13 protein-coding genes are annotated in these 13590 nt (G+C 47.7%); 10 read left to right on the top strand and 3 right to left on the bottom strand.

Translation table 11 applies throughout. The features are described from left to right. The first annotated feature begins 102 nt into the window (after positions 1–102). From tilS to dusB, 10 genes are all read left to right on the top strand, one after another. Positions 103–1476, top strand: a complete 1374-nt coding sequence (tilS, locus tag BUB35_RS00575; RefSeq protein WP_072847995.1) for a tRNA lysidine(34) synthetase TilS — start codon at positions 103–105, stop codon at positions 1474–1476. Next, a complete protein-coding gene (hpt, locus tag BUB35_RS00570) occupies positions 1460–1990 on the top strand; it encodes a hypoxanthine phosphoribosyltransferase (protein WP_054329029.1) in 531 nt (176 codons plus the stop codon). Before tilS ends, hpt begins: the two co-directional genes overlap by 17 nt. Before the next feature lie 262 nt (positions 1991–2252). Continuing rightward, positions 2253–4223 (top strand): ATP-dependent zinc metalloprotease FtsH, encoded by a 1971-nt coding sequence (ftsH, locus tag BUB35_RS00565; RefSeq protein WP_072847994.1) that lies wholly within the window; start codon positions 2253–2255, stop codon positions 4221–4223. Between the two features lie 17 nt (positions 4224–4240). Further along, positions 4241–4642 carry a thioesterase family protein gene (locus tag BUB35_RS00560; protein WP_022254215.1) on the top strand — a complete coding sequence of 134 codons (402 nt, stop codon included), beginning with the start codon at positions 4241–4243 and terminating at the stop codon, positions 4640–4642. A 101-nt stretch (positions 4643–4743) separates the two neighbouring features. Then, complete coding sequence (locus tag BUB35_RS00555) at positions 4744–5712, top strand: biotin--[acetyl-CoA-carboxylase] ligase (RefSeq protein ID WP_072847993.1); 969 nt, start codon at positions 4744–4746, stop codon at positions 5710–5712. Next, positions 5712–6086: a DUF6145 family protein gene (locus BUB35_RS00550; protein ID WP_072847992.1), complete on the top strand. Its 375-nt coding sequence runs from the start codon at positions 5712–5714 to the stop codon at positions 6084–6086. Before BUB35_RS00555 ends, BUB35_RS00550 begins: the two co-directional genes overlap by 1 nt. Positions 6087–6305: 219 nt before the next feature. Then, complete coding sequence (locus tag BUB35_RS00545; RefSeq protein WP_084730487.1) at positions 6306–6950, top strand: ECF transporter S component; 645 nt, start codon at positions 6306–6308, stop codon at positions 6948–6950. A gap of 94 nt (positions 6951–7044) precedes the next feature. Continuing rightward, positions 7045–7821: a type III pantothenate kinase gene (locus BUB35_RS00540; RefSeq protein WP_072847991.1), complete on the top strand. Its 777-nt coding sequence runs from the start codon at positions 7045–7047 to the stop codon at positions 7819–7821. Positions 7822–7840: 19 nt separating this feature from the next. Next, entirely contained in the window at positions 7841–8608 is a 768-nt protein-coding gene (locus BUB35_RS00535) for a type III pantothenate kinase (protein ID WP_072847990.1), read from the top strand. Between the two features lie 113 nt (positions 8609–8721). Then, on the top strand, positions 8722–9684 hold the full coding sequence (gene dusB, locus BUB35_RS00530) for a tRNA dihydrouridine synthase DusB (RefSeq protein WP_072847989.1): 963 nt from the start codon (positions 8722–8724) through the stop codon (positions 9682–9684). 122 nt (positions 9685–9806) lie between these two features. Here dusB and ppk1 read toward each other — a convergent pair whose 3' ends face one another. The 3 genes from ppk1 to BUB35_RS00515 all read right to left on the bottom strand — a co-directional run bounded on the left by ppk1 (position 9807) and on the right by BUB35_RS00515 (position 13471). Next, positions 9807–11918 (bottom strand): polyphosphate kinase 1, encoded by a 2112-nt coding sequence (ppk1, locus tag BUB35_RS00525; RefSeq protein ID WP_072847988.1) that lies wholly within the window; start codon positions 11916–11918, stop codon positions 9807–9809. Then, entirely contained in the window at positions 11908–12831 is a 924-nt protein-coding gene (locus BUB35_RS00520; protein WP_072847987.1) for a Ppx/GppA phosphatase family protein, read from the bottom strand. Before BUB35_RS00520 ends, ppk1 begins: the two co-directional genes overlap by 11 nt. Positions 12832–12994: 163 nt before the next feature. Beyond that, a complete protein-coding gene (locus BUB35_RS00515) occupies positions 12995–13471 on the bottom strand; it encodes a pyridoxamine 5'-phosphate oxidase family protein (RefSeq protein WP_072847986.1) in 477 nt (158 codons plus the stop codon). Positions 13472–13590: the final 119 nt, after the last annotated feature.

Below are 13590 nucleotides of genomic sequence, written 5' to 3'. Positions count from 1 at the left end.
AAAAGGCGTGGAATCACAGGCTGTGGTTTTGCGCCTTTTTGGATTTTCATTGACGGCAGGGCGGTTTTCGTGTAAAGTTTTCACAGAAAGGCGGCGAGGAATATGCTGGAACAGGTGCGGCGTACCATTGAAGAATATCATATGGCAAAAGGCGGCAGAGTTATTGTAGGGCTGTCCGGCGGTGCGGACTCCGTGTGCCTGCTCCATATATTGCGGCGGTTAGCACCTCACTATGGATGGGAGTTGCAGGCGGTTCACATTCATCATGGTCTGCGAGGCGCAGAAGCAGATAGAGATGCGGCTTTTGCTATGAACTTTGCTCAATCCCTTGGCGTATCTTGTCAGGTGGTTTCCTTTGATATGGCAGCAGAAGCCAGAAAACAGGGCAGAAACACCGAAGAAATGGGCAGAATCCTGCGGTATGAGACCTTTGCGAAGCTGGCAGGAGAAAATGGGCAAATTGCCGTTGCCCATCATGCCAACGACCAAGCGGAAACCTTGCTCATGCGTCTTTGCAGAGGTACGGGACTGCTGGGTTTAACAGGTATGGCTCCGGTACGAGGAAACATTATCCGTCCGTTGCTTTTTTGCAGCCGGAAGGAAATCGAAGCCTACTGCAAAGAAAACGGGCTCATGTATCAGGAGGACAGCACCAACAAAGACACGGCATATACTCGGAATAAAATCCGCCATGAGGTATTGCCTTTGCTGGAGGAAGTCCATGGCGGCAGTACGGCGCATCTGGCGGAAACAGCAGCACTTCTGGCAGCGGACAGTGATTTTCTGGAACAGGCGGCAAAGGCAGCTTATGCAGAAACAAAACTGAATGAAAACCCTATCGCATTATCCTGCGAGAAACTTTCAGCCCTCCACCCTGCTTTGCGGATGCGTGTCCTGCGGTACGCCATGGCGGATATGCTGGGCAGCAGCAAAAATATTTCCCATGTGCATTTGCAGGATGTGGAAAGCCTGCTGACAAAACAGAGCGGCACTTCCGTGAAAACAGCAGGGGGACTTGTGGTATCTCGGCAGTATGACAGGCTGATTTTTGGCAGAGCGGAAAAGATGCAGGCAGGATTTTCCTATGCTATCCCTTTGGGGACGGACGTTTTTGTGCAGGAGGCGGAGCTTTTGGTGGAAAGCGGCGTTTTTTCAGGAAAAAGGGAAGAAATTCCCCTGGATGGCTGTACGAACGTCTTTGATTATGATAAAATAACACAGGACTTGTGCTGCCGTACCCGAAAAGCAGGGGATCAGATCACTTTGCCCGGCGGCACCAAAAAACTGAAATCGTTTTTCATCGACGAGAAGATCCCGGCGGAGGAAAGGGGCAGCATCCCTCTCATTGCCTGCGGCAGGGACATCGTCTGGATTTATGGCGGACGGACATCGGCAAAATTTGCTCCCGACGCCCAAACGACACAATATGTATGGATTCGAATTACGGAGGCTCATCACAATGAAAGAAAGAATTGAAGTCATGTTCACAGCGGAAGAAATCACCAAACGTCTGGAAGAAATCGCCCAGGAAGTGTACGAAGAATTCGGCGATGAACAGGTGGAAATGGTATGCGTCCTCAAAGGCGGCGTTGTGACACTGGTAGAACTGGCTAAGAAAATGAAAATGCCTGTTACCATGAACTTTATGGATGTATCCAGCTACGGCGACGGTACAGAAAGCAGCGGTCATATCAAAATCCTGCGCGACCTGGATGAAGACATCACAGGCAAAAACGTACTGCTGGTAGAAGACATCATCGACAGCGGCAGAACACTGAGCAAACTGCGCACACTGCTGATCCAGAGAAATCCTAAGAAACTGAAACTCTGCACACTGCTGGACAAACCTGACCGTCGTGTGACAGAAGTGCCTGTGGATTATGTAGGCTTCACCATCCCCGATGCTTTCGTTGTGGGCTATGGTCTGGACTATGCACAGAAATACAGAAACCTGGACTACGTAGGCGTGGTACATTTCGAAGAAGAATAATCAAAAAATAAAAAGCGCGGATTTTTCTGTCAGAACGGCGGAAATTCCGTGCTTTTCTATTTGGCAGGAAAGAGCCGTTTCTCATGGAATTTTAAGAAAAGGCAGATTTTGGACAGGCATAGGAAAAATCAGCTTTTTTTACGAATTCTTTCCCAAAAGGGACATTGCCTTTTGGCGGAAGATGTGCTAGAATTATAAATTGATATGCTGGCTCATTTGGACAGCGTCAACAAAAAAATTAAGCATTTTAGGAGGGAAGCCTTTGAAAAAATATTGGCAGTCAGCAGGCTTATATGTGTTGATTTTTGTAATCATCTTAGCTGCTTTGGCCTTCAGCGGCAAAGGATTGATGCAGCCTGCGGAAGAAACGAAGGTCTATAATTACAGTGATCTGATCAGTGAACTGGATCAGGATAATGTCAAAACCATTGAAGTTACTAAGAGCAAAGAAGTATCTAACTATGGCATTGCTACAGCTGTGCTGGATGACGGTACCAAAATGACAGTGAACGTGCCCAGCGTGGATGTGCTCATGGAAGAAGTGAGCCAGATGCCTGCAGAGGGCAGCGACATCCAGATTGTGACACCCAATGCACCTAGCAATATGCTTTCTGCAATCCTGCCTTCTTTGATCATGATGATTGTCATGGTCGTGCTCTTTGTGGTGCTCATGGGCAGAATGCAGGGAGGCGGCGGCAAAATGGCCTCCTTCGGCAAGAGCAAAGCCAAAATGAGCGGTGTAGACGACAAAAACAAAGTGACATTCGATAATGTTGCTGGTTGTGACGAAGAAAAAGCCGAACTGGAAGAACTGGTGCAGTTCCTCCGCAACCCTAAGAAATTTACAGACCTGGGTGCAAGAATCCCCAAAGGCGTTTTGCTGGTGGGCCCTCCGGGTACTGGTAAAACACTGCTGGCAAAAGCAGTGGCAGGGGAAGCGGGCGTGCCTTTCTTCTCCATTTCCGGTTCCGACTTCGTAGAAATGTTCGTCGGCGTAGGTGCATCCCGTGTTCGTGACCTGTTCGATCAGGCAAAGAAAAATGCACCCAGTATCGTATTCATCGACGAAATCGACGCCGTGGGTCGTCGCAGAGGCGCAGGTCTTGGCGGCGGTCACGACGAAAGAGAACAGACATTGAACCAGCTGCTGGTTGAAATGGACGGTTTCGGCATCAACGAAAGCGTTATCATCATTGCAGCAACCAACCGTGCAGATATTCTGGACCCTGCGCTGCTGCGTCCCGGTCGTTTCGACCGTCAGGTTTATGTTGGCCGTCCCGACGTAAAGGGCAGAGAAGCCATTTTGCGTGTACATTCCAAAGGCAAACCGCTGGCACCTGAAGTTGACCTGAAAGTTGTGGCACAGACCACAGCAGGCTTTACCGGTGCGGATCTGGCAAACCTTTTGAATGAAGCGGCGCTCCTTTCTGCAAGAGACGGCAAGAAAGCCATCGACATGGAATCCTTGCAGAAAGCCCTCATCAAAATCGGTGTGGGGACCGAAAAGAAAACAAGAGTCATTTCCGACAAGGAAAAATATATCACCGCATACCACGAAAGCGGTCATGCGATTCTGTTTGAAGTTCTCAGCGAACTGGACCCTGTTCACAGCATTTCCATCATCCCTACAGGTATGGCTGGCGGTTACACCATGCCACTGCCCGGTGAGGATAAGATGTATATGACAAAGCTGTATATGGAACAGGAAATCATCAGCCTGCTGGGCGGACGTGCGGCAGAGGCGCTGGTCATCAAAGACATCACCACAGGCGCTTCCAACGATATCGAACGTGCCACAGCCATGGCAAGAGGCATGGTAACCCGTTATGGTATGAGTGAGATTCTGGGCCCTATCCAGTTTGGGGAAGACAGCAACGAAGTGTTCATCGGCAGAGATTGGGGTCACACCCGCAACTATGGCGAAGCCGTTGCAACCACCATCGACGAAGAAGTGAAACGCATCGTCATGGGGGCTTATAACGAAGCCATCCGCATCCTGCAGGAAAACATGGAAGTGCTTCATGCATCCGCAAAACTGCTGGTAGAAAAAGAAAAAGTGACCGGCGACGAATTCCGCAAACTCTTTGATGCGGATGTGAGAGCGGAAATTCTGGGTCTGGCAAACCAGACAGAAGAACCCGTTGAAGGGGAAGCAACAGAAACTACAGAAGCAACAGAAACCACAGAAACTACATCTGCTGCGGCAGAGGAAGATACAACCACACAAGCGTAAGAAAGGGGATTTTTACAATGGAATTTAACAACATCGTACCCGGCATGACCTATGAAAGAGAATACATCGTGGAAGAAAGCGATACAGCTTCTCATTTCGGCAATGACAAAGTGCCCGTATTCGCTTCTCCCAAGCTGCTGAGCTGGATCGAAGGCACAGCAATCGGCACAGTCGCACCTTTCCTGCCCGATGGCTGGGAAACAGTTGGTACAACTTTTGATTTCAAACATCTGGCAGCAACACCTGTAGGCATGAAAGTACGTGTGGTTACAGAACTGACAGAAGTAAACGGCAAACTGCTGACATTCGCTGTAAAAGCTTATGACGAAGTAGACAAAATCTGTGAAGGTACACATGGCCGTGCCATCATCGACCTGAAAAAATTCCTGAGCCGTGTAAACGAAAAAGGAAAAAAATAAGAAGCTGCGGATAAAAACAAAGCGACATAAAAACGTCAGGAGGAACCCCCTCCTGACGTTTGCAGTTACGGCAATTTTACAGTCGGAAAGGAGGCATGGATATGTATCGCATTTTGGAATTGCTCCGGCGACAGGAAGGGTTCCTTTCGGGAGAGGACATCGGCAGAGAGCTTTCCATCACCCGTGCGGCAGTGTGGAAAGGCATTAAGAAGCTCCGGGAGGAAGGCTACGAAATCGAGGCGGTGACAAATCGGGGATACCGACTCACCAATCCTGAAACCATGTACAACAAACGGGAACTGGAACAGGGACTGAAAACAAAGACCATGGGACAGACCATTTATTTCTATGAAGAAACAGACACCACAAACAACCGTGCCAGAGAATTGGCACTGGAAGGTGCGTCAGAAGGCACCTTGGTGGTGGCGGAAAAACAGACAGCAGGCCGCGGCAGACGGGGAAAAGTGTGGGAATCCCCTTTGGGTACAGGTATTTGGATGAGTCTGGTGCTGCGTCCCCAGATTGCACCGACGGAGGCATCTGTGCTGACTCTTTTGTGCGGGCTGGCAACGGCAGAGGCTATCGAGGCGGAAACAGGTCTTTCTGCTGGTATCAAATGGCCCAATGATATTCTCATCAATGGAAAAAAAGCCGTAGGGATTTTGACGGAAATGGACTGCGAAATGAGCGAGGTGCATTTTGTCATTCCCGGTATCGGCATCAATGTGAACACAGCATCTTTTCCGCCGGAAATCGCGGAAATTGCCACAAGTCTGTATTTGGAATGCGGTAAGACCGTTTCCCGCCGCCGTCTGGTGCATAGGGTGCTGGAACGGCTGGAGGAGCATTATGAAACCTTCCTGCGGACAGGCGGTTTTGATGCCATACTGGAGGATTATCGGAAACACTGCATCACATTGGGCAAGGAAGTCCATGTGCTGGGCAGAGAGCCGTTTTTCGCTGAAGCTTTAGACATTACACCAGAAGGAGAACTGCTGGTGCGTCGGGCGGATAACGGGAAAGAAGAAGTGGTATTTTCAGGAGAAGTGTCCATTCGAGGAGTGATTTAATGGAAAGAAAAGTATTGGCAGCAGCCAGTTATGCAGAACAGAAATATTTTTTGGAGCCGGAGTTTCAGGCGCTCCCCGAGAGCATTCAGGAAGAAGTGCGGGTCATTTGTGTGGTATTGGCGCAGAAACTGGGCTGTACCTTTTTGATGGGATTCAATGAAGACGGGGAACTGTATTTTGAAACCGTGAAGCAGGAGGACGATTTCGATTTTGACGATATTGGTGCGGAATTGGAAATCAAACGCCTTCAGCGGGAAAAAAAGGAACTTTTGAAAGCGCTGGAACTGTGGTATGCGGTATATTTCACAGAAGAAGGGGAAAAGATTAAGGAAGAATTGCTGAAAAAGGCAGAAAAAGAAACTGGAAATAAATAGTTTGTATAAAAAATAACAAAAAATTGCAAAAAAACGTTGCAATCCTTTCATTTGCTGTTATAATGTATGGTGGTTATGCGAAACGGCAGGAAAACAGCCGAAGATGTTATGTCCCATAGGAGGGCAAATATACTGCGTCTGTGCTGAAACGCGGAACGGTTACTATTTTCCATATCATCTTATATCTTATAAGAATGAGAATGAAAGGAGCAAATACATATGAGCGAAACAGTTGTAAACAAACCCGTAGCCAAAAGCAAGATGTCTGTTGGCGAACTGACCAGCATTGGTCTGATGACAGCGATTCTGATTGTCATGTCCTTTACACCTTTGGGATACTTCCGTACATTGGGGCTTTCCATTTCCCTGATGATGATCCCTGTAGCCATCGGTGCCATGATCATCGGTCCTAAAGCAGGGCTGTGGCTGGGACTTGTCTTTGGCGCAACCAGCTTTTATCAGGTACTGACAGCACCCAGCGCTTTCACCAGCGCATTGTTCAGCATCAGCCCCCTGTACACCTTCTTGGTATGTGTACCTACCCGTGCACTCATGGGCTGGCTTACCGGTGTTTTGTTCCAGCTGATCCATAAAGTAGATCGTACCAATACCTTCAGTTATTTTGCAGGCGGTTTCCTGGCAGCATTCCTGAACACCCTGTTCTTCATGGGCACACTGGTTCTGCTGTTCTGGAACACAGATTACATCCAGGGTCTGAACCAGACTTTCGGCAATGTAAACCCTCTGGTATTTGTGGTACTGTTCGTAGGTGTTAACGGTGCGTTGGAAATGCCCGCAAGCTGTGTTGCAGGCGGTATCGTTTCCAAGGCTCTGAGCAAAGCCGTACATAAAAAACGGGCTTAAGAGAAAGAAATAGAAATGATGTTTTTACGGCGCGGGAACGGGTTCCCGTGCCGTTTTTTGAGAAAGGTATTTTTTTGAGCAGAGGAGATCAAGCATGATTTTAGTCATTGATGTAAGCAATACCAACAGCACATTGGGCGTCTTTGACGGGGACAAGCTGGTGGCAAACTGGCGGCTTTCCACCCTCAGCAGCCGTACTTCCGATGAAACAGGTATGCTGCTGCGGATGCTGTTTGTCCACTCCGGTATGGATATTTCTGAAATCGACGCCGTTGTGGTATCTTCCGTAGTGCCAAACGTAATGTATTCCCTGTTGAGCGGCATTCGAAAATATTTGCAGAGAGAGCCTATGGTGGTTCGTGCCGGCATGAAAACAGGCATCAATCTGCGGATGGAAAACCCCAAGGAAATGGGGACAGACCGTATCGTCAATCTGGTGGCAGCTTATGAACTCTACGGCGGTCCTGCCATTGTGGTGGATTACAGCACAGCCACAACTTTTGACGTTGTCAGTGAAAAAGGCGAATTTCTCACAGGCATCACTGCACCCGGCGTGCAGATTTGCGCAGACGCTCTGACAAGAAGAGCTGCACAGCTGCCGAAGATTGAAATCAAACGTCCTGAAACACTGATTACGAAAAATACAGTGGACAGTATTCAGGCTGGTTTGGTGTTGGGACATATTGGCGAAACCATTTATATCATCCAGCAGATTAAGGACAAATTGAATCTGCCGAATATGAAAGTCATCGCTACAGGCGGTCTGGCGAAAGTCATTGATGAAAACGAAGAAATCTTCGATGTATACGACCCGGTTCTGGCATTGCAGGGCTTGCGCCTGCTTTATGAAAAGAATCGGAACAGAAGATGATTTTTAGGAGGAAATATACATGCTTTTGGTAATTGATGTAGGGAATACCAACTATGTTTTGGGGGTATACCGCGGGGATAAACTCATTAAGTGCTGGCGTATGGCAACAGCCGGTGTCAGAACTGCAGACGAAACGGGTATCTTTATCCATTCCCTCTTTGACGCTTCCGATGTAAAGGCAAGCAGCATTGACGCGGTCATCATTTCTTCTGTTGTGCCGGATATCATGTATTCTCTGACACAGGGCATTCGGAAATATTTCCATATTGAGCCTATGATTGTCAGTGCAGGCATGAAAACAGGCATTTCTGTTAAACGTGACAACCCCAAAGGCGTTGGGGCAGACCGTATCGTTAATCTGGTGGCAGTCAATGAAATTTATGGCGGTCCTGCGGTGGTCATCGACTACGGCACAGCCAATACCTTTGACGTATTGAATGAAAAATCCGAATTTATCACAGGTCTCATTACACCAGGTATTTCTGTCTGCGCAGATGCATTGACACAGCGTGCGGCACAGCTGCCGAAGATTGAGATCAAAAAGCCAAAGTCCATCATTGTGAAAAACACAGTGGGCAGTATTCAGGCAGGTCTGGTGCTGGGGCATATTGGACAGACCATTTATATCATTGACCAGCTGAAAAAAGAGCTGAATATGCCGGATATGAAGGTCATTGCCACAGGCGGTCTGGCAAGAGTCATCGACCCTGACCGTAAGATTTTCGATGTTCTTGACCCTGTTCTGACACTGAAAGGTCTGAAGATTCTGTATCACAAAAACAAGTAAATCCAAAACAGGCAGACAGAAATTTTGTTTTCAGGTCTTGCCTGTTTTTTTCTGATATGATAGGATAGGAAAAGCCCGGAAAACGGGCAGAAATCGCATGTTGGAGGAAGAAAATGAAAATTGGAAATGTAACATTGGACAACAATGTTTTTCTGGCGCCCATGGCTGGGGTCACAGACCTGCCTTTCCGTCTGCTCTGCAAGGAAATGGGCTGCGGTCTGGTGTATTCCGAAATGGTCAGCGCAAAAGGCATTTTATATAACAACAAAAACACCACAGAACTGTTGCAGGTGGAGGCGGCAGAACGCCCCACAGCCATTCAGCTTTTCGGTTCTGACCCGAAAATTCTGGGGGAAATGGGCAAGAAAATCGAGCCTTACCCCTTTGATATCATTGATGTGAATATGGGCTGTCCTGCACCCAAAATCGTCAAAAACGGGGAAGGCAGCGCCATCACAAAAACACCGGAACTGGTTGGGCAGATTGTAAAATCTCTGGTGGAAAGCCAGAAGAAGCCTGTTACCATCAAATTCCGTAAAGGCTTTGACGACGACCATATCAACGCTGTGGAAGTGGCGAAAATTGCCGAAGCCAACGGCGCGGCAGCAGTAGCAGTCCATGGACGCACCAGAGAACAGTATTACAGCGGCAAAGCCGACTGGGATATTATCCGTCAGGTGAAAGAAGCCGTTTCTATTCCCGTTATTGGCAATGGGGATGTGTTTACGCCACAGGATGCCAAGGCTCTGCTGGATTACACCGGCTGTGATGCCATTATGGTAGGCAGAGGCGCTCAGGGGAACCCTTGGCTGTTTAAGCGCATCATTCATTATCTGGAAACAGGAGAGCTTCTGCCGGAGCCTACAGCAGAAGAAAGGGTGGAAAAAGCCCTGCGTCACGCCCGTATGCTCGTTGACTACAAAGGGGAGTATATCGGCGTTAGAGAAATGCGCAAGCACATGGCTTGGTATATGAAAGGACTGCCCGGCGCTTCTGAACTGCGGGGCAAAATGAATTTCATGGAAAGCTATGAAGCCATGGAAGAACTGCTGCGTGCATATCTGGCAGGCAAATAAGCAATATAAAAAGAAATAAGAAAAGACGTGGACAAGAGATTCCTCAAGTTCACGTCTTTTTTTGGTATATACGGCAATGCGCAGCGATGAAAACACATTGCCCGAAGATAGGGAGATGTTGTCTATTTGAAAATCCGATGGCGCAGACGGGAGAAAAAGCCTTCTTTCTGCGGCAGTTCGGATGGAGTTGTCGCTTGCTGTTGTGCCTGCTGCATCAAAAGCTGCTGGCTGTCAACGGCAGTGCCAGTAAAGGGTTTCTTGATGTATTCCCCGTCGGCACAGAGGATACGCGCTTTCACGTTATCGGATTTGGCTGCATCCATGACGTTGTGGATCTGTGCTTGGATGTCCGGGTCATAAACGGGTGCTGCCACTTCCACACGGCGTTCCGTGTTTCTGGTCATAAAGTCGGCGGAGGAAATATACATTTTCTCGTTTTTGCCGCTGCCGAAGCAGTAGATACGGGAGTGTTCCAGATAACGTCCTACCACGTTGAACACACGGATGTTTTCTGTCATGCCGGGAACCTGCGGCAGTAAGCAGCAGATGCCGCGGATCATCATCTGAATCTGCACCCCTGCACAGGAGGCTTCTTTCAGCTTTTCAATGATGTCGATATCTGTCAGGGAATTGAGCTTCAGGAAAATGCGTCCGTCATTTCCTTTGGCGATTTCCTTGTCAATGAGGCGCATGACAGAGGTTTTCAGGCTCACAGGGGCAACCAGCAGGTTTTTGTAGCTGCCCATGAGGTTGCCGATGCCCATGTTCTGGAAGAAAATATTGGCATCCTGACCGATTTCCTGATTGGCTGTCAGCAGAGAAAGGTCTGTGTACATTTCTGCTGTTTTCTCGTTGTAGTTGCCGGTACCAATCTGGGTGATGTACTGGATTTCGCCCCGCTCTTTTTTGGTGATGAGGCAGAGTTTGGAATGAACTTTGTAATCCTCGAAGCCGTAAATGATGGTGCATCCGGCTTCCTCCAGACGTTCTGACCAGTCGATGTTGTTCTGCTCGTCAAAACGTGCCCGCAGCTCGATGAGGACGGTAACGTCCTTACCGTTTTCCGCCGCGTTGCAGAGATATTCCACCAGTTTGGTCTTTCTTGCCAGACGGTAAATGGTAATTTTAATGGAAATGACTGTAGGGTCATTGGATGCTTCCTTGATCATTTGCAGGAAAGGCTCCATACTTTCAAAGGGATAGGAAAGCAGGATGTCTTTTTTCTGCACCTGCCGCAAAATGCTTTCGTTTTTGTGGATGCGGGCAGGATACTGTGGTTTAAAAACAGGGTAGGTCAACGCTTTCCGCTTGGTGTCGGTGAGCTTATCCGCCAGGGAGAATACATATCCCATGGTCATAGGGGCGGATGTGGTGTAAATCATGGCAGGCGTCAGTGTCAGATGTTCACAAAGATAGGAGATGAAATGTTCGCTGATAGAATGGGAGATCTCCATACGCACAGGCGCCAGTCGCCGCCGCTGTCCCAGCACTTTCTTCATTTTTTTCCGAAAGTCGCTGCCTACGTCAAAGGCTTCATCGTCGGGGTTGATATCCGCGTTTCTGGTGATGCAGATACAAACCTTTTCATCGACGGTGTAGTTATCGAAAACCTGGTCCATAAATTCCAGTATGATGTCTTCCATACGGATGTAACGCACGTCGATTCCCGGCAGGAACAAAACTTCAGGCAGTGCCTGAGGCACAGGAATAACGGCAAAGACCTGTTTGCTTTTGAATTTCAGCATCGCGCATACATGGATGACTTTATTTTGCAGATGTGGAAACGGATGGTGGGTATCCACAATCTGCGGAGATAAGATAGGCAAGACGGAAGATTTGAAGTACTGCTTCACATATTTCTGTTCCACAGATTCCAGTTCTTCATAGGCAAGGTGAGAAACGCCATGGGCGCGAAGCTGCAATTGAATACTGCCAAAGAGTTTATCCCGCTTTTCGCAAAGGGGATGCACAGCGCGGTAAATGTGTTCCAGCTGTTCTTTGGGGGTCATACCGGATTTGTTGTCGATGGCATGGGCTTTGACATGCATCATGTCAAAAAGGCTGCCCACACGGATCATGAAAAATTCATCCAAATTGCTGGTGAAGATGGAGATAAACTTCAATCTTTCCAGCAAAGGCAGGGTTTCATCCATGGCTTCACTAAGGACACGGTCATTGAACCGCAGCCAAGAAAGTTCACGGTTTTGAGTGAACGGATATTTTTTAGTGCCCATGGATTTTCCCCCTCTGTTCTAACAAATAGTACAAATAACCTTCCCGGACACCATAGTTGATGGTGGTAATGCGGGAGATGTTGTAAAACTCAGCAATGGTATATAAAACTGTAATACCGGGCAGGAACGTATGGATACGGTCAGGCGCGGTTTTCAGTAGTTGTTTGATAAAAATATCAGGTGTATCACATGCACTGTCCAGAATGGCTTTCAGACAGGCAGGATCGTAATAAGGAAGGGGCTGTTCCTTCTTCTTTTTGGAAACAGCCTGCACCATCTGCATGGCCGCACGGGCAGAACCGCCGATGGCGCACAGGTCGGAAATGACCGCTTTCTGAGGCGGTAATTCCTGTAATTTTTTGCGCACTTCTTTCTGAATCTGCTGTAATTCGGATTTTTTCGCAATGAGGTGATTTTTTACATACTGCTGGTACAGGTTCAAAGAGCCCATAGGCAGAGAAGTTGCCCGCTGGATGGCGTGATCCTGATAGAATACCAGCTCGGTACTGCCGCCGCCGATGTCGGTCAGCAGACCTTTGTCCATTTCCATGGCCTGCAGTGCGCCGTAATAGTCGAAGATAGCTTCTTCTTCGCCGGAAAGGATGCGCACTTCAAAGCCGCAGTTTTCCCGAATGGCTTCCAGCACTTCCGGTGCGTTGTTGATGTTGCGCAGGGAAGCGGTGGCAAAGGGAAAAACTTCCTGAATGGTCATATGATCCAGAATTTCCTTAAATTCGGAAAGGACTGCAACAGCCTTACGAATACCGCTTTTTTTCAGGCAGCGGTCTTTATTGATATAACCTGCCAGACCGGCAGGGCTTTTTTTGTTGAGCAATGATTTGATTTGATTGTTTTCGATTTTATAAAGCACCAAACGGATGGTGTTGGAGCCAATGTCAATAACTGCGTACAAATTAAATTCCCCTCGTTTTCTACTTTTTTCACTATTATTTTGCCTTTGATTTGTTAAGTCTGCTACTTTATTTCTGTTAAATCTATGTAAAATCTATAAGAAATCTGTGGAAAATATGTTGCGATGAAATGTTAAATCCTTGATTTTTCAGCCTTCGAAAATGTTAAATGTTTGCTTTTGCTGAAATGCTTTCCAAATCTATCCGCACGACCCCTGTCTGGGCAAAGTAATGCTGGATGTATGCGTCGATTTCTTCGTCGCTGTGCTGGGTGTAACGGCGGCAGAGAAGCTGGAGGGCATGGCGTTTTTCTGTTTCTTCCTCTATAATGGCAGCGGTGCCTTCGGCAATGACGCTTTCATAACGTGTGGTGAAATTTTCGCCATCTACCAGACGTAATTTGGCAAAAGTCAGGCAAACATGGGGATTTTGCTGGATATTTTCCAGTTTTCGACCGGCTTTGGCACAGTGGAAATAGAGGTGATTTTCCTCCAGAACTACGGAAACAGGTACGCCATAAGGCATGTTTTCATTGTCTGTGGTGGATAATACGGCAAAGTCACAGCTTTCCATAATGGCTCTGGCTTCTTCCTGTGTTCTCAAGCGGTCTTTTCTGCGTAAAGGTGTGTTTTGTGTAGACATATGTATTACCTCCTTTTTCTATCCATTATACAACTGTATGGGAAAAAAGAAAGAAAAATATCAAAAAGGTATTGCACCTACCATTTTGGTATGATATACTGTCCTCAGAAAGGATACCC

Source organism: Anaerotignum lactatifermentans DSM 14214, from assembly GCF_900142265.1.
GTDB lineage: Bacteria > Bacillota > Clostridia > Lachnospirales > Anaerotignaceae > Anaerotignum > Anaerotignum lactatifermentans.
Note: the sequence above shows the minus strand (reverse complement) of the source record. Positions and strands in the feature narration are given on the sequence as shown.

Coding starts and splice junctions, on each gene's coding strand:
- tilS (WP_072847995.1), top strand. CDS start 103: ATGCTGGAACAGGTGCGGCGTACCATTGAAGAATATCATATGGCAAAA.
- hpt (WP_054329029.1), top strand. CDS start 1,460: ATGAAAGAAAGAATTGAAGTCATGTTCACAGCGGAAGAAATCACCAAA.
- BUB35_RS00560 (WP_022254215.1), top strand. CDS start 4,241: ATGGAATTTAACAACATCGTACCCGGCATGACCTATGAAAGAGAATAC.
- BUB35_RS00555 (WP_072847993.1), top strand. CDS start 4,744: ATGTATCGCATTTTGGAATTGCTCCGGCGACAGGAAGGGTTCCTTTCG.
- BUB35_RS00550 (WP_072847992.1), top strand. CDS start 5,712: ATGGAAAGAAAAGTATTGGCAGCAGCCAGTTATGCAGAACAGAAATAT.
- BUB35_RS00545 (WP_084730487.1), top strand. CDS start 6,306: ATGAGCGAAACAGTTGTAAACAAACCCGTAGCCAAAAGCAAGATGTCT.
- BUB35_RS00540 (WP_072847991.1), top strand. CDS start 7,045: ATGATTTTAGTCATTGATGTAAGCAATACCAACAGCACATTGGGCGTC.
- BUB35_RS00535 (WP_072847990.1), top strand. CDS start 7,841: ATGCTTTTGGTAATTGATGTAGGGAATACCAACTATGTTTTGGGGGTA.
- dusB (WP_072847989.1), top strand. CDS start 8,722: ATGAAAATTGGAAATGTAACATTGGACAACAATGTTTTTCTGGCGCCC.
- ppk1 (WP_072847988.1), bottom strand. CDS start 11,918: ATGGGCACTAAAAAATATCCGTTCACTCAAAACCGTGAACTTTCTTGG.
- BUB35_RS00515 (WP_072847986.1), bottom strand. CDS start 13,471: ATGTCTACACAAAACACACCTTTACGCAGAAAAGACCGCTTGAGAACA.